Raw genomic sequence first — 19,951 nt, 5'->3', positions numbered from 1 at the left:
GGGGGGACACTCCCCTTGGTCCCCTACTTCGACTACGCTCAGCACATCGCCTCAAGGGGGACAATATTTATCTTTATTCATTACCGTTGAACAAAAGGTACAGGATTATCATGACAAGCGCCAGGATGCCCCATAGCCATTTTACTTTGCCCCGTATCGGGGGGATTGTTTTTTCCTCTTCTTTGCCTATTTCTTCTTTCTTCCCGGTAGCGAGGGAGATTCCCACGATCAATACGGACAGAAGGATAAAAAGGTAAAACGACAACAACAGGAAATGCGGCCAGAAACCATGGCCTTCCGCGGGGAATACCCACAGGTAAAAGATCCCGGTCCCCATGCTCAGGGCTGTTCCCCATATAAGCACCGTATTGACAGCTTTTGCCGTGGTCCTTTTCCACAATACGCCAAACAGGAACACGGTGGTCATGGGCGGGGCTATAAACCCGAGTACGGACTGGAAAACATCAAAGAGGTTCAATCCTTTGATGCTGTCTATGGCCAGCGTAATAAAAACGGCAACGGCCGCCCCGGCAAGGGTGACCCGGTGTCCTGTTTTCCTGATCTCCTTCCTGCCTGCATCCGATTTGTATTTCTTTACATAGATATCCATGGTGAATACGGTGCTGAGTGCATTCAGGGCCGAGTCTACCGTGCTTACCAAAGCCGCGATAAGTACTGCCATGACCAGGCCCTGCATCCCCGGGGGGAAGAGTTCCGTAACCATGGTCATATAAGCTTTGTCCGGGTCATCCAGTGACGGGAAAAGCACATAGCAGAGTATCCCGGGAAGGATAAACAACGGTACGTCGAGTATTTTGAGCCACCCGGTAAAATTGGCCCCCAGTTGTCCCTGTTTCAGGTTTTTCGCCCCTAAAACGGACTGTACCATCGACTGGTCCGTACACCAGAACCATACGCCCATTACGGGATAGCCCAGTAAAATGGCCGGCCAGGGATACGCTTCATTATCCGAAGGCAGGAAAAGGTTCCAGTATTCCGCGGGTGTTGCGGTTTTCAGGGTACTGATGCCTCCGGCCTTATCCAGTCCGGTCAATGTTAAGGCCAGTGACACGAGAATAAGCAGTATCATCTGGAACACGTTGGTATAGGCAATGGTTTTCAGTCCGCCTGCAATGGTAAAAAAAGCGGCAATGGCCAGCAGTACCATAATGGACACTAACATGGGAAGCCCCAGTATCTGCCGGATGAGTATCCCCCCGGCAAAAAGGGTGAGCGACAACCAACTGACCAGAATGGTGATCAAGGTATACCAGGCTAAGATATTCCGGGTAGAATCGCCAAACTTCTGTCCCATATAACCCGGCAGTGTCTGCGTTCCTGCCCCGAGATAACGCGGGGCAAAAACAGCGGCGAGCAGAAAGATGAACACGAAGGCATACCAGGCAAAATTCCCGGCCACCACCCCGGTAGTAAACCCGATACTGGCCGATGCAATAAGCATGGAAGGCCCTACATTGGTGCCCCACATCGTAAAACCGATACCCGGCCACCGCAGGGAATTGCCGGCGAGGAACATATTCTCGCCCGCACCGGGTCTTTTCCGGAAACTCACCCAGGCACCGATACCGATAACTACCAGGAGGTAGAGGCCTACTACAGTGAAATCCAGGGGTTGTAGTTTGTCGTAAATTTTCATGATCTGGTCGGTTTGCAGGTTTTTCGGTTGCCGATTTCGGGTTTTTTGTTTAAGTTTTTTTCATCTTCCCTGTTACCCCCCTGTGTCCCCCCTAAAGGGGGAACTTTATCGCTATTAAAAGGACCTATGGTTCCCTCCTTTAGGGGGGACACAGGGGGGCAGGAGATCATTAGTCTTTTTCTTCCAAGCCGTATTCTTTCAGTATGATTTTTACTTTTTCGGGTTTTCCGGTTTGCAGGGATCGTTCCATGGCTTTCAGCAGGGCTACGGTGCCTATTCCTTCTCTTAAATCGGGATAGGCAGGGCGGTCCTCCCGGATGCAGCGGGTAAAATATTCAAGATAGTTGCGGTATTCACCTGCGTGGTGGCTCTTACCTTCAAAAGGGAAATAATACTTCAGTTTGTGTTCCCAGGTGATGATACGTTCTTCTCCTTCCCTGTCGGTTATCGCGTAACGCAGGTCCATATAATCGCCCTGGCTACAGCCTTCGGTTCCACGCAGGATACAACTCATTTCACTGTCCCTTGTCACCGGCTGAACGGGGCCTGTATACGCCCCGGACACCCGGGCGATCCGTCCGTCTGCAGCACGAAATACAAAATGCATGGTATCCGGATTTTTTAACCCGCCTCTTTTTCCGTTGGCGCTTAACATACCGTACCCCATAACTTCTTCTATGTCGGGAAGATACCAGCGTATAAAATCCACAGGGTGACTAAGACCGCCATAGAGCCACTTAAACGACGGTTCCAGTGCCCAGGGTTTGGACAAAAACCAGCGATGGTCGGCATGGTAATAGGCTTCTACGGTGGTGAGTTTACCGATAAGTCCTTCATCATAATCCTTGCGCTGCCTTTTCATGGGTTCGAAAAAACGGCTGCTTTGTCCTACAAACAGTTTCAGTCCTTTTTCTTGTTGAAGTTTTAACAATCCGGCAGCATCTTGCAGGTCGTCGAGCAGGGGTTTTGTACACACTACGTGCTTTCCGGCTTCCATGGCCATTTTTATATGTGTGGCATGCAAATGATCGGGGGTATAAATGGCTATGGCTTCTATTTCCGGATTGCTGAGCATCGCGTCGTAGTCCGTGGTATAATTGCCGAAACCGAGTTCTTCCGATCTTTGCCTGCACAGGTCCGGGTTCAGATCACACACCTGTATTAATTCTATTTCAGCACTTGACAAGGCGGCATGCATGGTGCTGCGTCCTTCTCCGAGCCCGAGTATGCCGAGTTTTAATTTTTTGTTATTTGTCATTGTGTTTACAGGTTGGTTTGTGTTGTTTTTCGGGTGACGTCTTTTTTATCGTTTTTTTATCTGCGGGTTTGTTTTTTCTTTCCGGGGGACACCCCTCTGCCTGCGGCATCTCCCCTCAAGGGGAGAAAATTTATCTTTTTAACTGTGTTTATTCTTTTAGGATGTCACGGAAGGCCAGTTCTATACCTGCTTTTTCGCGGATCTCTCCGGATACGTCCGGGCCGTTGTTCTTCCACTCGTTGCCGGGGCCGGGGGTGTTGGAAAAGAACTTGTCCTTTTCCGTCCAGTTGTCTTTTATCCTGATATAGGACGAGCCTTCGTCCAGGTAGATATACTGGTAATGGTCCGGTATATGGGCATAGGGGGCTTTCATTAAATCGTAAATCGCATTCTCACTGATCTCCGTATCGGGCTGGGCCGACAGGGTGTATACGCCTCCCACATCGTACATTTGCCTGGCAAAACGGTGTATCCTGTTCGCATGCACCAGGTTGTTCCTGGATGCATTTACGGTTTTTGTCCATCCCCAGCCCACACATATCCCGGAATAATTGACATCCCTGATCTCGTTGTGCACTATGGCAACATCCTGTGCGTAACCCACGCTGATCCCCACACAGCCCCAGTCTTCGTTGGTGGCATCGGCGACCAGATTGTTGGCTATCCGTATATGGCGAACAAGTTCGCGGCGACCGGAAGGGTTATAAGGCAGGTGGGCCTCAAAACCGGCATCCCCGAAAAAGCCAGCCTGTATCCCCGTTCCGCCGATATCGCGGAATACATTGCCTTCTATCCGGCTATGGCTTACTCCCGTAACAAGATCGATCCCGGTAGCGGCCATATGGGTAAAACGACACCGTTCTACCGTAATGTTACGGGCATACCGCACTTCCATCCCGGCAGGTTGCCGCCCGATCCAGGCCTGGTTTTCCAGGGCGGCCTTGTCCGGGGTTCCCGGTTTTTCCAGCTTATAGGCATCGAGAATATAAAACCCGGCCTGCAGGGGAACATGCCCCTTTTCTGAAGGCCGTAACCAGGTGGTATGCGCAAAGGTTATCCCTTTAAAACCGATATGTGATACGGGGCGGTCTGGCGTACCCGTAATTTTAGTAATCGATTGCATAAACGGGGCAAAAATTTGGGCATCCTGCATGTTTTCTCCCTTTCCCGGCCAGTAGTACAGCTTGCCCGCTTTTTTGTCCAGACACCATTCCCCCGGTTCGTCGAGCAGTTCGGGAACTCCGGTGAAATAAAAGGCGGAGTTCCCGTTGTATTCGTTCTTTTCATCGATAAAAGGGGCCGGCCAGGGATGTTCGAATTCTATACGGCTTTCGGGTTGGTAAAATGTTACCCTCGCACTGTCTCCCGCAACTTTCAGCGATTTAATCCTGAGATTCGCTATGGCCCACCATTGGTGTATTACAAATTCCAGTCTGTCCGTATCCGCAAATTTTTCCCGGGGCGCCGGGATCCACATTTCCTCCTTGTCTTTATCTACAGAAAGTATCCTGTCCAGCCCGGTAGGGTGGAAATTCGAGGCCCTTCTCGCTTTCTTACCGTTTACCCAAAGTTGCCGGAAATCGAGCTGTTGTCCCCAGCGGGTAGGAATATCCGTTACCCAGAGTTTGCCCTGTGCCTTTTCGGGTATCCGTTTTATTTTACCGGAAAGCTTTTGCCATCCGTTTACTTGTATCCCTCCCGAGAACACCGGGGATGCTCCCGGGGCCGCTACAACAGTTGTAGGTCCTTCTTCGGTACCGGAATCTTCAGGATGGATGAGCAAAGGTTCGTCAAAAACATATTTTCCGTCCCTTACTACAATAGCTATCCCTTTCCTTACGTTCGGATCGGACAACCTTCTCAATTCCCGTGCTTTTCTTACGGCCGTATGTACCGTAGCAACCGGGGCTTCTGCGGTTCCCGGAGCATTGTCGTCCCCGGAAACAGACACCCATATTTTTGCCTGACCAATTGCAGTAAGTGGTAACAGGGATGAAATCAGCAGGATATACAGCCCATATGTAAAATCAGAATACCTCAACGTAATAATGTATTTTGTACACATACAAAATTAGGGTATTGTATAACAAGCACTGTCCTGTACTTTCATGTATATATAATTCCAGATATTACGACTGGTTTTCAAAACCTTAAAACACTTTCGGCGTTCTCTTCCGATAATGATGGTCGAGCACATTAAAAACACAATACACTAATTTACAATTTATTGAATGTGCCTTGTGTATAAATATACCCCGTTTAGCTATAATTTGATGTAGTTCAGCTAAAAAAATTGCACGATTAGCATATTTATTTGTAACTTTTTAATGCTTTTAACTGTAAGAATTTGCTATAAAATTATTATATATCGAAACACAAATACCCTTAAATCATGAAATCACACCTACTCAAGCCTCTTCTCCGGAAGTGGGTCACCCCTCTTGTCGTATGTTTTACATTCGTTAATGCCCTATCCGTTCGTGCACAGGTAAACACAGGCGGAAATGCCACTACGGCCGATCATCAGAAAGAGATCATAGGTTATATCACCAACTGGGATGCCTGGAAAAGCTCATCAGCCGGGGTGCCTTCGGCCGGTGCACTCACACATCTTAACATTGACTACTCCAAGTACACCATGCTCAATTATTCCTTTTTCGGTGTGGCCGTGGACGGTTCGCTGCACAGTGGTGACCTGAGAAACAAGAACATCCACCAGGAAGGCGAGGTCCAGGAACCGGCGGATATATTCTTTACCAGTATATATGACAGCTGGGACATGCTCCTGCTCTTCGGTGAGATCGAAGCGGTCCATTACATCAGTGAAGATATCAAAACCCGTGCGGAAGCCCAGGGTTTTGTAGTGGAAGTCAATGGAAATACCTGGGAACACCCGGACTGGGGCCTTAGCGGCACCCTGCCCCTGCCCCTTCATAAAGAGGACGGCGCCCCGGGCGTCCTGGAACTCGCCCATCAAAACGACGTAAAGGTCATGGCCTCCATAGGCGGATGGAGTATGTGCAAGCACTTTCCCGAAATGGCGGCCGATCCGCAAAAAAGGGCCACCTTTATTGCCGACTGTCAGAAACTCATCAATGCCGGGTTTGACGGGATCGACCTTGATTGGGAGTATCCGGGCCCCTACGCCGGTATGAACTTTACGGGAAGCGAAGCCGATTTCGGGAACTTCCTCACCCTGGTACAGGAACTGCGTGCCGCCATCGGCCCTGACAAGCTCATTACGGCTGCCTTTTCCGCCGCACCGGAAAAGATCCAGGGATTTGACTGGCCGGCGCTGGCTGCGGTTATGGACTATTTTAACTTTATGACCTACGATTTCAACGGAGGCTGGTCGGATATCGCGGGGCACAATTCTCCCCTGTACGCCTATGACGGTGCCGAGGCCCCGGATTTCAACTGGCAATCCACACTCGATGCCCTTACCGCCATGGGTGTCCCGAAAAACAAAATAAATTTCGGAATGCCCTTTTACGGCAGAGGCGTGGTTACCGACGGAAGCGCCGGACTCAATGTCACCACCAAAAAAAGGAATGAAACCGTACAGCCGGACGGTCCGGTTGTTACGGCAGCAGATTTTGTAAACTGGCCCAGGGACGTTTACGACGGCACACCCAACCACTTTTATATTAAACAACAGGCCATCAATACCGGGGGCTGGACCCGGCACTGGGACGATCAGGCCAAAGTACCTTACCTGACCAAAGACAACTATTTTCTGAGTTATGACGACGAAGAGTCCATTGCGCTCAAATCACAGTTTATTGTAGACAATAACTTGGGCGGGGCCATTGTATGGACCGTTTTCGGCGACTTGGAATTCGACGGTACGTCCGAAAACTTCGGCAATAAACTGAAACGCTGGTCTTCCATGGCCTCTCCCCTTATAAATACGGTCAACGAAGCCTTTGCCGGGGACGGGAGTACACTTCCTTCGGCACGCATTACATCCCCGGAAGACGGAACCGTTTTTGATGCCGGGGAGAACATTACCATCGAAGCTTCGGCCTCGGGAGGTACCATCACCGGGGTGGAATTTTTTAACGGGGAAGACAAACTGGGTGAAGATACCGAAGCCCCGTACAGCTTTACCTGGAACAACGTTCCCGAAGGCAGTTACAACATTAAGGTTATTGCCACCGGCGATAGCGGGAATACGGCAACTTCGGAAAGTATTGCCATATCGGTAAAAGCCGCTTCTGCCTGCCCGGACAACTTCCGCATTGTAGGTTACATGCCTTCCTGGCAGGGCACCGCTGCCGAGATACAGTACGATAAGCTTACACATATCATATATGCCTTTATCAATCCCCGGGCCTCCGGTGACGGAAGCCTTACGGCTATCGAAAATCCGGGAAAGCTTCAGCAAATTGTCTCCGGCGCCCATGCCAATGGTGTTAAGGTGATGATTGCCGTTGGCGGGTGGACCGACCTCAACAACCCGGGATTCGAAACGCTGGCAGCCAGTGCCACGGCCCGGCAGAATTTTGCAGACAACCTGCTCGCCCTTGTCAACCAGTACAACCTGGACGGAGTTGACATCGACTGGGAATATCCCCGTGAGGGTAACCAGCCGCAAAACTATGCGGCCATGATGCAAAAGCTGGGGGAAGTGATGCACAACAACGGAAAACTCCTTACTGCCGCAGTGGCTGCGGTAGGCTATTATGCAGACGGTATTCTGCCCGAAGTCTTCCCGCATGTGGATTTCCTCAACCTTATGGCCTATGACGGTGGCAGCGGAGCAACGCACTCGCCCTACAGTTATGCCGTGGAAACACTGGACTACTGGCTGGGCAAAGGGCTTCCCGCTTCCAAAGCAGTACTGGGAGTGCCTTTTTACGCCAGACCTTCATGGAGTTCATACCGCCAGCTTGTGACCAACGGGGCCGATCCGTACAGCGATACCTATAACGGGGATTATTACAACGGTATCACCACCATACGACAAAAAACCCGACTGGCAGCCGACAGGGCTTCCGGGATTATGATATGGGAACTGTCACACGATACCAATGACAACATTTCCATATCCCTGCTCAATGCCATTCACGATGAAGCGCCCGGTGACTGCCAGGACAACGGCGCTCCCAGTGTGTCTCTTACAAATCCGCCAAACGGAAGTACCCTAACCACGGGAGAGGCCGTTACCCTTACCGCCACCGCCAGCGACGACGGCAGTATTACAGAAGTTGTTTTTGAAGTAAACGGACAGACACTCACAGCCTCCGGATCGGGAACTTATACCGCGTCCTGGACACCGCCCGCAGACGGGAACTATACCATTAAGGTCACAGCTACGGACAACGACGGTAATACGGGCAATGCACAGGTTACCGTTACCGCCGCTTCGGTTTCCGGTTGTTCGGCTCCGGCCTGGGATGCCGGTACCACCTATGTGGCCGACGACCAGGTTTCGCACAACGGCGGACTGTACCGCGCAAAATGGTGGACACTCAACGAAGACCCTGAAACGCATTCCGGCGAATGGGACGTATGGGAATATCTCGGTCCGTGTAACGGAACAACCGCTGCAAAAATATCCTCCACTAACACTTCGGGAATGTCCGGGGCCGTACTCTATCCCAATCCCTTTTCGGGTACTGCTACACTGGATGTAGATATTACCGAAAACGGCAGAACCGAAATCCTGCTGTACAACAGAACGGGAAGACTTGTCAAAAGGCTACACGACGAATTCCTGCAAAAAGGCAAACATCAGTTTACGATTAACGGTTCACGCCTCGCGCCGGGGATCTATTTCCTGAAAATCCGCAGTAACCGGGAAAAACCCCGGACCATTCCGGTAATAAAACATTAATCCAGGTCTGGCACTCGTTTGAACGCAGCGGAAACGAGCGCCGGGCTTAACAGGTCGTTTGGTAAATATTATCAGGCATTTCAAATACCGATATAGAATAAACGAGATATTTATTGCAAACGGGCACCGGTAGGGTACGTAGTACCTACAAAATTAAAACAGGTTACCGACCAGGTACCCCAAAAAACATTCGTGTATCCGTGGCAAAAAACACCTCTTTCCCATATCATGGGGAATCACAATCACAACTAAAAAACCCTAAATCTTACATCATGAAAAAAACACTATTCCACATTGTTATTATGCTATTGCTGCCCTGTACCTTTATATGGGCACAAACCTCCGTTCCATTCACCATTAACAACCACTCCCCCTATCCTGACGGCGAACTTTACATAGCTATTGTCGGAGAAGACCTTGCCACTCCCAGCCAGCATGTGTGGGTTAATGCGGCCAATGGGACCACCCTTCCCATGGACCCGGTTTACAACACCATGCAGGGGCCCGTTATAGCCGGTAACGCCGGACCGGGCGGAGACGGTAAATATGCCGACTGTTTTACCCGGCTCAGTGATATCCCAAACCGTACCGTCACTATCCCTCCCATTCAGGGATGCCGGGTGTTTATTGCCATCGGTAGTCCGTTGTACCTGTATTTTTTCGGGGCTTCAGGGAGTCAAAGGGGATACGCCTCGCCCAGCTATACCAATCCCACCGACCCGAACACAGGGATCAAATATGAGATCATCGAACTCACTAATGACGAATACGGTTTTTTCGGCAATCCTACCCGGGTGGATTCCTATCAGTATCCGTTGACCATGGAGCTCTACGGCAGTGACGGATATTATAAAAAAGTGGGGGAACAGGCTACACATGAAGAAGTGCTTTCTGCTTTTCCTTCCGGTGTCCCTGTGGAATTCCAGGGCTGTCTCGACACCGAAGCCGGGGAAATCATCGCTCCGGGAAAGATCGCGGACTTTGCAGACGGTAGTGTGGGCACCATGCCTACCCCCGGACCTTATGTAAATTACATGAAACCCTATGTCGATGCCGTATGGGCCAAGTATGGCAATGAAGATCTTATTTTTGATTCCGGTGATGCCGGGATATGGCAAGGCAGGGTGCAGGGCGAACAACTGGTCATGCAGGCTGTTTCCGGGGGCTTCGAAGGCCGTACGGCCATCATTACCCGCAGACCTACCACGCAGGAAGTTTTTGAAGGTAAGGGGGTGCTGGACATGGCTGTACAGGACGGCACTACGGACAAGCTGGTCCAGGCACAGTTATGCGCTGCCCTCAACAGGCATGTTATTGATGTTACCACCCCGAACGCAGGCCTGCAGGACTGGTCGGATGCTTCGGAATACTACCAACAATCGCCCTGTAACCATTATGCCAAATTCTGGCATCAGCAGGGGATCAGTATCGACCGGCTTTCCTACGGATTTCCCTATGACGACGTATGGGATTACTCCTCTTCCGTTCATACCCCCAACCCGGAAAAAGTGGTGATCGGTTTCGGGGACAACAGCGATACGGAAGCTGACAACAGCCAGGACTGGCAACTGGTATGGCAGGACGAGTTTAACGGCAGCATCGGGCCGGACTGGGTGTTTGAAACGGGCAACGGCAACTCCGGATGGGGCAACAACGAACTGCAATACTACCGTCAGCAAAATGCTTCCGTACAAAACGACCAACTGGTCATTACCGCCCGCCGGGAAAGTGTGGGAGGATTCAATTACACCTCGGCCCGGATGAAAACACAGGGGCTGAAATCCTTTAAATACGGAAAGATCGAAGCCCGTATCGCCCTGCCTTCGGCAACAGGACTCTGGCCCGCTTTCTGGATGCTGGGCAACAACATAACCTCCGTCGGCTGGCCTGCCTGCGGGGAGATCGATGTAATGGAACATATCAATACCTCGCCCAACATACACGGTACCATGCACTGGGAAGACCATAACGCCAGCTATGCCAACTATGGCGGGGATACCCCGGCAGATGTCACGGCCTATCACGTCTATTCGGTGGAATGGGATGAAAACTACATACGATGGTTTCTGGACGGACAGCAATATCACGAGGCCGATATCAGCAACGGTATTAACGGTACCCATGAATTTCACGAAAACTTTTTCCTCCTGCTCAACATGGCCGTCGGGGGCAACTGGCCCGGGTTTGAAGTGGATAACAGCGCTTTTCCGGCCAATATGTATGTCGATTACGTCCGGGTATACCAACGCAACGGTGATGGCGGAGGCGGAAATGATGGTTTTTCACAACATATAGAAGCAGAAAATTACAGCAGCATGAGCGGCGTACAGACCGAAACCACTACGGATTCCGGTGGCGGACTGAATGTAGGCTATATCGAAACGGGCGACTGGATGGCCTACAGTTCCATAAACATTCCCGCTTCCGGTAACTATACCATTGAATACCGCGTGGCCAGCGAAAGCGGGGGCGGACAACTGTCACTGGACCTCAATGCAGGGGCTACCGTACTCGGAACCGCCAACATCCCGTCCACCGGCGGATGGCAAAACTGGACCACCATTTCCCAAACAGTATATATCGACGCCGGCACTCATGACTTCGGTATATATGCACAGAGCGGCGGATGGAACATCAACTGGTGGCGTATTGTACAGCAGTCCACGGCCTCTGCCCTGCAAAAGGAGGGAACAGAAGAGCCGGAAAACAGCAGTATCCTCTACCCGAATCCTTCCTCCGGGGTCATACAGGCCCGATTTGATGCGGAAAACGCCCGTATTTCCATCCACGATATGACAGGCCGCACGGTCGTCCCTCCCCGTACCGTAAAACCCGGCGAGCAAATAGATGTATCGCGCCTCGGGAACGGCATCTACATCCTTCGGATGGATGTGAACGGGGTACAGCATACCAAAAGGTTTATACGGCGGTAAGTATTTATTTTTTGAACCACGAATACACGGATTATTTTTGGAGCTTGTGCCCTTCCCTACCTGTACAGGCTCCGAACATTCCTCCACATAAAACATTCGTGTATTCGTGGCTCTTTTTCCCCACGGTTAAAATCCGGCGTTTGCAACAAGCTTTTTGTCAAACCGCCACAACGGACGCTTTTAACCGCTAAAAATCAAATTACACCCAAAATAATCCCTCTCAGATAAGAAATAATCCTTCTCAGATAAGTAATTGTTAATGTTAGCTGCTAAATTCAGGTGTTTTACGGATTTCCTTTTTTAATACACATCCGTTACAGCTATCTTGTCCTTAAAACGCTATTATGAAAAGGAACAGGAATTGCTATTCAGGGTTTCATGTAACACAAAACAAATGGAATATATGCTCCTTTACAAAAAACTGCACCATTCCCTCAGCAGGGAAGAAAAGGCTGTTTTCGACCGGTGGTATTCCGCATCGCCCCACCACAGGGAATATTTCAGAAGGATGAAAATGCATTACCGGAACAACCGTCGCTCGGACATCGACCTGGAAGCATCCTCGAAAATATTGATGCGAAAATTAAAGTTCCTGTAGTTACACTTCCGATGCCGTATATCATTAAGCGGATTGCGTTATTCGGTCAACATGCAATAACCCGACAGTCCGGAAACTGTAGCTACCGCTTTTAAAATACCGGAAAAATATTAGTGGTCCATAGTTTTTAGTTTCGGAACAGGAGGTTCTACAGAACCCGGGATTTCAAACCCTACTGCGACACAAGGGAGGAGCCTTCAGGGCAATTATATAAGGAAAAAACAAACAACATTCGTGTATCCGTGGCAAAAACAACAACGAAAAATATAAAAAATCCCTTACAGATAAGTGAAAATCCTTCTCAGATAAGCGATCTCAAAATGAACCTTGTACATTTACAATACGAAACATCAACAGAACTTTTCAGGTCAAAATGCGCAAAACGAACCTGTACAAATATAAAATCATGGATTAGCGAACAATCTAACAACCTGCCCCAATGCCACATACCCCGCCCGAAATACCGCCTTTTTGTCCCCGGCCTTCCGGGATATATTGCCCGGCGCCACCATCTGCCCTTTTCCCGGGCATGGCGCTAAGCCCCCGGACCGGAATCCACAGCATTGACACAACAGTTAATTTTCTCTCCCTTGCCCGTGTTAGTAGCCGTGAGCATGCCTCTACCAAACAACCGGAGATTTCCATAGCACAGATAAAACCTTCTCCGGTGCTCACGGCTTCTTTTTCGGGGCAAGTGCGTTCATATGAATTGCCATACAACCACTACACAACATGCAACCCCTGAAAAGCCATGAAACTGAATATGGACAAAGACCAGATGGAAGGTCTGTTTCACGTACTCACCGAAATAGCCTACGGAAATTATGCTTATCGGTTGAAAAAATCCGGTATCAATAACGAATACGATACCCTGGCCACGCTTATTAACACCATATCCGAAAACGTGGAAGGCCGGGAATTTATGAACGGTGGCAGGGATTCCCATTATTCCATGCTCACCTTTATCCTCGACAGGGATTTCCGGATAGAAACCGTCAACGATATTGCCCTGCAGATCCTGGACCGGAACCCGGAAGAACTCACGGGGCAGCCCTTTACCGGGATTCTCACCGAAACTTCACAGGACTACTGGCAATACCTGAAGGAAAAACTGCTGCAAAACCCTTCGCTGATCTTTCACGACAAACTTACCTTTAATGTCCACAAATGGGAGGAAGTTCCCGCCCATTGCAGCCTTACCCGGCTCCGGGATGCCGATGTGACCTGTATCACTTCCGTTAAGATGCGGAAGCGGCACACCGCACTGGAAGACCTCCTGGAGAAGATCCCTTCCGGTCCGCAGGAGACCGGTAACCACATTCCGCTTCCGGACATGGAAGATTCCGAGAAGAAGATCATCCGGGAAGTGGGCGAATACATTTGTGAAAACCTCGAAGAGCCCCTGCCCCCCGTTAACAAAATTGCCCGGAATTTCGGCATTAACCGGGAAAAGTTGCGGGACGGTTTTAAGAAACACTTTAACCTGTCTATCTATAAATACTACACCGAAAAACGGCTGGAACGCGCCATGCACCTGATACGGCATACCGACATGTCCATAAGGGAGATTGCCATGTCTACCGGTTACAAGGTGTCCTCCAGCTTTTACCGCGCCTTCCGTCTGAAATACAAATGTACTCCGGGCGAGATCCGGCAATAGCGGGCCACAAAGACACGACTGTTTTTCTACGGGGAAGTATAACCGGGGTTATCCGCATATTATTGCCCGATGCAACACAAACCAGAAACGATCAGTGCATTAGTACCTCAGGAAAACGGGGCACAGGTTCATGAATGTTTTATACAAAAATATACTAAAAGTTAACCGGCAAACTTGTTTACGGCATCATTGCCGAAAGGCAATAAAACAAAAAACAATTAGTGTATTAGTGGCGGCAAAAAACACCGGAAATTGCAGAATTAGGAATAAAAACTGCGGAATTAGGAACAAAAAACTGTGAAATTAGGAAACTTTTCAATTTTTCATTCCGGAACTTTACAATAGTTAAAAACCAACAATTATGACCCTTTTTGCAAAAACAGACCGACAAGAGTTTTTGGGGTTACAAGCCGGGAGTTCGGAACGGCCCTGAAGTGAGTTACGGATAATGAAGCCCTGCCTCCGGACTCCGGGTTTTGTGACACCTTGTTCTTTGGATTGAACGGAAGATTGAATGATGAGTTGATAAGTTATCCGGTTATTAAGACAAAAACCAAACACCCCCGAAAACTTCGGAACCGTCAATTCACCAACTAAAAAACTAACCAACCTTTATATAAAGTTTCGGAGTTCGGAGTTTCTGAGTTGATGCGTTATAAAAAACGATCAAAAAACCCGAACTCCAAAACTCACAAACCACTAAACCGAGTACTATAAAAAAACAACCTGAAATCTACCCCGAAAATGAAAAATTCAATATCAAATTACATAGTTAGATATCGCAAAATTTTCATGGAAATTATAGCTTTTCTTCTGGTGATACTCTTTATGTATACAGGTATGACAAAGCTATTGGATCACACTCAATTTTATTATAGTTTAATTAATAGTCCGCTATTTGAAGATAAATCCTTAATTTCCTTTATATCTTCGTTTATACCCATTGTAGAAATCATAATCGCCTTATGTATTGCTTTTCCAAAAACCAGATTAAAGGGATTATATGGCGCATTTATACTTATGTGCCTGTTTACTGTTTACGTTGGTGGGATTCTTGTATTTAGTCCCAATAGGCCTTGTTCCTGTGGTGGTGTTATTTCCAGCCTTGACTGGGGAGAACATTTGATTTTCAATGTTTGTTTTACTTTACTGGCATTGACAGGTATTTTATTACACAGAAGAAATAATACAAATACCTCCTTAACCAACACAACTCTTTTAAAACATTAAAAGTAGATGGGTTTACACCCATATTATTAAAAACTTCTTGTTGCAACAGAAGCAGGGGTAAGCTGAAAACCTGTAGAAAAAGAGTAAGCAACTTTTATTAACCTATTAATATTTTCAACCATGAAAAAGTTTAAGTTTATTTTGCCGGTAATGGCTATCTTGTGTTCTGTCGGATTGTCTTTTGCATCTGTGTTCTCAGCTATGAATACAGGGCTCTTTGTCGAACTACAAGATGGAACTCCCTATGAATTACAAACACAAGTTAATTGTGAAGTTAATGAACAACTGTCAAACCAGTGTGAGGTAATTATAGAAAGCCTGGCCCCCGAAGAAGGACCATATCAGGTATATGACGATTCCAGTTTTTCTACACCGTTAAAAACTAATGAGGTGCCTCCAATTGTTATTCCTGATTAATTCTGTTAAAAAAAACCCTGGGAAAATGTTTTTCCCAGGGTTTTTTATTACAACAATTTTGTTTACGGTGTATCTACCATTTTACTTTTTGCTATATATTCAGAACGGTATTGTTCTTTTAAATACTTCTTAGCTGTCTTTAGAATATCTTCGCGAGTAAGAGATTGTATATAATTCAATACCTCTTCTATAGTTACAATGTTTTCCCCATGGCGATAGTATTGATATAACTTCTTGGATTTTTCCTGAACATTATCATTAGCTATAGCTGCTTGGTATTTTTCTATAAGCCATCGGGCTACTATATTAAACATATCTGTCGTTAATTTCTTTTCTTTTAACTCTCTCTCTATTTCTTCCATATCCCCCAGTACCAGCCCCCATTCTTCTGTTGTACAATCGACATTTATTGAGATTGTACTCCATTGTAAAGAGGACATATTCTGTTTACCAGCATAAGCTATATATACACCACGCTTTTTAACATCACGTATATTTTGTACTTCCCGCATTATCACGCGGCCTAAGAAATCCAACTTAATATCCTCTTGCCAATTATAGGAGGTATCCATAGGCCATACATACCACCACCTTATCTTGGCATTATCCAATCCTTCTTCTGGTGTCATTTCCTTATACAACGATACTTTATGAATTTCCCTAGGTAAAACTGGTGGTAGACAATCTATTGACTTATCATCACCAGGTAAATTCCCCAAATATTTGGTTAGCAAATAAATTATCTTTTCTTCAGGATATTTACCACTAATCAAAAAAGTAAAATTACGGGCATTTCCATAAATATTCTTGTAAGCTTGATAAGCCTCATCCAAACCTATCCCTTTTGAACTTTTAAAACGTCGCGTTCCACCAGGCGTCACAATTGTACTGTCCTTAGCTATGGAAGTTATTAATTTATCCTTCATATCAAAGTTTAAAACACCACTTTGTCGGTGCAAATACATTTCCTTTTCCTCATTCTTCCATCTTGTAAAGGTTTTTGTATCTTTTCTGGGAGCCGTAAAATATAAGTATATAAGTTGTAATAAATCTTCCAAATCGGACAAAGTGGCTTCCCCTTTTATCCCGCTTGTCGCATAATCGATATAGTGCTCAATGCCGTAAGGAAAACTGGTCTCAGCAAAAAACTGCTCTAATTCGAACTTGTTCCACCTTCCTACCCCAGAATAGTTGAAAATAGTAGGAGCAAAAACCGCAGAACAATACTCGTCTTTGGAAAAACATGAAATTCCTTTGGGGCTAAAACCATGCACCAGGACCTTATCTGGTGTACTATCTACATTTTGCAACACTACCTTTACCCCATTTTCAAATTTAAGTTCCTTAACACGAAGTTCAGGGTTCTCCCTCTTCGTATAAACAACATCAGGTAATCTAGAAACCTCTTCTTTACTCATTAGTGATTCCGGGGCGGTTGGCTTGTATATATTGGCAATAGGAGCAGCCTCTTCTATCCAGTGGCGCACTTTTTTTTCCGTATATGACAAGGCTTTATTTCCTTTGGCGGCAATAATACCTATATCATCCGGCATCTCGGATAAAACTTCCAAAAACCAAGTATGAAGTTCATCCAAAGATAGATTTTCCAACCACTTTTGCAATCTCTGGTTCTTATTGACCGGAAGAGCCTCCCCATATACATCATAACTCCAAATGGCTTTCTTCCAATAATGTGGATTATCCTCTATATTTTGCATTCCCTGTAACTTATCCTTTCTAATCTTGTCCCATTCTTCTTTAGTGATACCATTGGACTTAATATCTTTGAGTATGCCAAAGGCCTGTTGCAAGCCTTTCCGTTCTTTCCCTTCCCCAGCTATAACCCTTATGAGGTTACCAGATCGACTGTAATTATAATGAAGTTTATAAGAGGTTTGATGGGTGTATTTCTGATAGTAGTCAAACCTAATCCGAACAACATTCTTCAGAAGTTCTTTTATTAATCCCCTTTTCACTCCAGCCCAAGTTCCCCTTTCTTGGTATTTAGAATTCCGTATTAACGTATAAATGCCTACTTCATCATTCGATAGTCCTCCAAACGCTTCTACATCATTTTCCAAAACAACAAACTGACAAGGTCGACGCAGGTAATTCAGATGCCAATCTTCATGAGGGCGAGAATCTGGATTTACCTGAAGTTTTGAAAACATTTTCCGAATCTGATGCTCCATGGCTTCTACATCTTTAATGTTCCCTACCACAACCAATGAAGCAAGATCCGGGCGATACCAATCCTTATAAAACCTGATTATTTTTTTTATATCTAAATTTTGAAAATAATGTTCATAATTCTCCGGCTTTATGAGATCTGCTCCACTGCCATAAATTGCATTAAACATCTTAGATTGGATATAATTATCCTTATAATGACGTCCAACTATTTCTTCATAGATAGCCTTTCGCTGCACGTCAACATCATCTTTTTGAAACTCTACCTCTCTTCCTACAATGCCATGAAACCATGATAATCCAGTCTCCAATGCTTTTTTACTATCTGCATCTACAGGGAAGTTAAATTGATATTGAGTATATTCAATCCCAGTATTGGCACGAACATCTATCATATCCATACCTATAGAGTTTAATAATTTTGTATTGCTATATAAATGGGTGAAGTTTTTGGTGTGTAAAGCTGCCATATGTTCCAAAAAATGGGCTACATCCCTTTTATCCTTACCTTCATGACTATGACCTACCTTAATATACAAACTCATCAGTACTTTAGAGTTTTCCGTATCCACAGGCTTGATATAATACCTAAAACCGTTATCCAACTGTCCAAAATAGATTTCTGGGTCAAGAGGTTCAGTACTACGGTTATTTTCAACTGTTTGTCCAAAAACTGTGATTCCATTAAAAAGACCAAATAGCAATAAAAAGCTTTTTAAAATTATCATAAGGATTTTGTTTTTGTAATTAATACCCAGGATTTTGGGATAGATTGGGGTTTTTATTTCTTTCTTCTTCAGGGATGGGGTAAAGAAGGTCCATAGGCTCTATCGTATCATCTTTGGTTTGTCCCAAAATATCCGAAGCTTTGCCCCACCGTTTTAAGTCCATCCAACGATGTCCCCATTCAGTAAACAGTTCTTTTCTTCGCTCCTCCAGTAACAACTGTTCTAATTCTTCCGCATTAGCACTTGGGTTTATCTCAGAAATCAGTGGTAGATTGGCTCTTTTTCTTATCACGTCCAAATCAGATATCGCACCGGGAAGATCCCCTAATTGCACTCTGGCCTCTGCCCGTATTAAATATTGCTCCGCTAGTCGTAATACCATAGAATATTCTGATATAGTTTCCTCTGAGCCTGAATCATCAAACTGTACTTTGTACTTATACGGGTAATTATAGACCTCGCCATCCTCTACTATGTTCCCTATCCAATGTTCTGATCGTTTGTCGTCCGAATCCCAAATAGTCATAAAACTATCTGACAAAACCACAGCATTGCTAAACGCAGAGGTTATTATAAATTGATTGCCTTCATTGGTATGCCCGAACCCCTCACCACTTCCTATAGGTGAAATCTGCCAGATCGCTTCTTTACTATTGGCCATAAATACTACGTCCGGGTCTTCCAAAATTTCATAAATAGCTGTTTGCTGTATAATTTCATTGCTTAAAGATTCGGCCTGCTTCCAGTTTTGTAAGTAAAGATGGACTCTTGCCAATAATGCCATAGCGACATAACGATTGGCATAGATTCTTTCTTTATCTTCATATTCGATCCCTAAAACATCAATAGCATATTCCAAATCGGAAATAATTTGTGTATAAACAAGGCTCAAATCTTCTCTTGACGCTAGGGTATTTACACTATAATCAGTAGTCAATATTAATGGTACATCACCATAAAGATTCACCAAATAGAAATAACAAAATGCACGGACAAACATAGCTTCTCCATTCAGACGCTCTACTACGATATCGGATAAAGTATTGGAATTTTCAATTCCTTCCAAAACAGCGTTGGTTTGATATATAATATTATAGGCACTATTCCAGATAGAAAGGTTTTTGCTATTTTGGATCGTTATCTCATTCTGAAGAAATTCCAAATTCGTTTGATTGGAAGAGATAACCATAAAGGTATCCGCAGATAATCCGGATAAAAATGTAACAGAACTGGAACTTCCTGAAGAAAATTGTACATTAAACAATTGATTATAGATGCCTTGCATTGCATCTAATGCAGTGTTATCATTTGCAAAAACTGTTTGGGAGGCTATCTTATCGTCCGGTAAGTCAACATCCACAAAATCCTCGCAGGAAACGAAAAAGAAAAAACTTGCAAGTATCGCTGATGTATGTCTGGAAAAAGTAATTTTCATAATTAC

12 protein-coding genes are annotated in these 19,951 nt (G+C 46.0%); 6 read left to right on the top strand and 6 right to left on the bottom strand.

Features of this window, described 5'->3' with window-relative positions:
• Nucleotides 1-73: 73 nt before the first annotated feature.
• The 3 genes from LS482_RS18955 to LS482_RS18945 all read right to left on the bottom strand — a co-directional run bounded on the left by LS482_RS18955 (nt 74) and on the right by LS482_RS18945 (nt 4,980).
• Nucleotides 74-1,657 (bottom strand): sodium:solute symporter family transporter, encoded by a 1,584-nt coding sequence (locus LS482_RS18955; protein ID WP_233029086.1) that lies wholly within the window; start codon nt 1,655-1,657, stop codon nt 74-76.
• 169 nt (nt 1,658-1,826) lie between these two features.
• Complete coding sequence (locus LS482_RS18950) at nt 1,827-2,915, bottom strand: Gfo/Idh/MocA family protein (RefSeq protein ID WP_233029085.1); 1,089 nt, start codon at nt 2,913-2,915, stop codon at nt 1,827-1,829.
• A 148-nt stretch (nt 2,916-3,063) separates the two neighbouring features.
• Nucleotides 3,064-4,980 carry a right-handed parallel beta-helix repeat-containing protein gene (locus LS482_RS18945; protein ID WP_233029084.1) on the bottom strand — a complete coding sequence of 639 codons (1,917 nt, stop codon included), beginning with the start codon at nt 4,978-4,980 and terminating at the stop codon, nt 3,064-3,066.
• A gap of 327 nt (nt 4,981-5,307) precedes the next feature.
• Here LS482_RS18945 and LS482_RS18940 point away from each other — a divergent pair, with 327 nt between their 5' ends.
• From LS482_RS18940 to LS482_RS18930, 3 genes are all read left to right on the top strand, one after another.
• Nucleotides 5,308-8,754, top strand: coding sequence for a glycosyl hydrolase family 18 protein (locus tag LS482_RS18940; protein WP_233029083.1), 3,447 nt, complete (start codon nt 5,308-5,310; stop codon nt 8,752-8,754).
• 272 nt (nt 8,755-9,026) lie between these two features.
• The gene (locus LS482_RS18935) at nt 9,027-11,687 is read left to right on the top strand and encodes a beta-1,3-glucanase family protein (protein WP_233029082.1); all 2,661 of its coding nucleotides are present in this window, start codon (nt 9,027-9,029) and stop codon (nt 11,685-11,687) included.
• Between the two features lie 394 nt (nt 11,688-12,081).
• Nucleotides 12,082-12,285 (top strand): FecR/PupR family sigma factor regulator, encoded by a 204-nt coding sequence (locus tag LS482_RS18930; protein WP_233029081.1) that lies wholly within the window; start codon nt 12,082-12,084, stop codon nt 12,283-12,285.
• 423 nt (nt 12,286-12,708) lie between these two features.
• Here LS482_RS18930 and LS482_RS18925 read toward each other — a convergent pair whose 3' ends face one another.
• Nucleotides 12,709-12,849: a hypothetical protein gene (locus LS482_RS18925; RefSeq protein WP_233029080.1), complete on the bottom strand. Its 141-nt coding sequence runs from the start codon at nt 12,847-12,849 to the stop codon at nt 12,709-12,711.
• Between the two features lie 187 nt (nt 12,850-13,036).
• Between LS482_RS18925 and LS482_RS18920 the strand changes: the two genes are divergently transcribed.
• From LS482_RS18920 to LS482_RS18910, 3 genes are all read left to right on the top strand, one after another.
• A complete protein-coding gene (locus LS482_RS18920; RefSeq protein WP_233029079.1) occupies nt 13,037-13,945 on the top strand; it encodes a helix-turn-helix domain-containing protein in 909 nt (302 codons plus the stop codon).
• A gap of 744 nt (nt 13,946-14,689) precedes the next feature.
• The gene (locus LS482_RS18915; RefSeq protein WP_233029078.1) at nt 14,690-15,175 is read left to right on the top strand and encodes a MauE/DoxX family redox-associated membrane protein; all 486 of its coding nucleotides are present in this window, start codon (nt 14,690-14,692) and stop codon (nt 15,173-15,175) included.
• Between the two features lie 120 nt (nt 15,176-15,295).
• Entirely contained in the window at nt 15,296-15,592 is a 297-nt protein-coding gene (locus LS482_RS18910; protein ID WP_233029077.1) for a DUF6520 family protein, read from the top strand.
• Between the two features lie 62 nt (nt 15,593-15,654).
• Here the strand turns inward: LS482_RS18910 and LS482_RS18905 are convergent, their stop codons facing one another.
• Both LS482_RS18905 and LS482_RS18900 read right to left on the bottom strand, forming a co-directional pair.
• The gene (locus LS482_RS18905) at nt 15,655-18,510 is read right to left on the bottom strand and encodes a M16 family metallopeptidase (RefSeq protein WP_233029076.1); all 2,856 of its coding nucleotides are present in this window, start codon (nt 18,508-18,510) and stop codon (nt 15,655-15,657) included.
• 19 nt (nt 18,511-18,529) lie between these two features.
• Entirely contained in the window at nt 18,530-19,945 is a 1,416-nt protein-coding gene (locus tag LS482_RS18900) for a RagB/SusD family nutrient uptake outer membrane protein (RefSeq protein ID WP_233029075.1), read from the bottom strand.
• Nucleotides 19,946-19,951 lie beyond the last annotated feature (6 nt).

This window comes from Sinomicrobium kalidii, assembly GCF_021183825.1.
GTDB lineage: Bacteria > Bacteroidota > Bacteroidia > Flavobacteriales > Flavobacteriaceae > Sinomicrobium > Sinomicrobium kalidii.
This window is presented reverse-complemented; position numbering and strand designations above follow the sequence as displayed.

Bases quoted from the DNA above. Each gene is read 5' to 3' on its own strand.
- LS482_RS18950 (WP_233029085.1), bottom strand. From the start codon at position 2,915: ATGACAAATAACAAAAAATTAAAACTCGGCATACTCGGGCTCGGAGAA.
- LS482_RS18905 (WP_233029076.1), bottom strand. From the start codon at position 18,510: ATGATAATTTTAAAAAGCTTTTTATTGCTATTTGGTCTTTTTAATGGA.
- LS482_RS18935 (WP_233029082.1), top strand. From the start codon at position 9,027: ATGAAAAAAACACTATTCCACATTGTTATTATGCTATTGCTGCCCTGT.
- LS482_RS18930 (WP_233029081.1), top strand. From the start codon at position 12,082: ATGGAATATATGCTCCTTTACAAAAAACTGCACCATTCCCTCAGCAGG.
- LS482_RS18915 (WP_233029078.1), top strand. From the start codon at position 14,690: ATGAAAAATTCAATATCAAATTACATAGTTAGATATCGCAAAATTTTC.
- LS482_RS18920 (WP_233029079.1), top strand. From the start codon at position 13,037: ATGAAACTGAATATGGACAAAGACCAGATGGAAGGTCTGTTTCACGTA.
- LS482_RS18900 (WP_233029075.1), bottom strand. From the start codon at position 19,945: ATGAAAATTACTTTTTCCAGACATACATCAGCGATACTTGCAAGTTTT.
- LS482_RS18955 (WP_233029086.1), bottom strand. From the start codon at position 1,657: ATGAAAATTTACGACAAACTACAACCCCTGGATTTCACTGTAGTAGGC.
- LS482_RS18925 (WP_233029080.1), bottom strand. From the start codon at position 12,849: ATGCTGTGGATTCCGGTCCGGGGGCTTAGCGCCATGCCCGGGAAAAGG.
- LS482_RS18945 (WP_233029084.1), bottom strand. From the start codon at position 4,980: ATGTGTACAAAATACATTATTACGTTGAGGTATTCTGATTTTACATAT.
- LS482_RS18940 (WP_233029083.1), top strand. From the start codon at position 5,308: ATGAAATCACACCTACTCAAGCCTCTTCTCCGGAAGTGGGTCACCCCT.
- LS482_RS18910 (WP_233029077.1), top strand. From the start codon at position 15,296: ATGAAAAAGTTTAAGTTTATTTTGCCGGTAATGGCTATCTTGTGTTCT.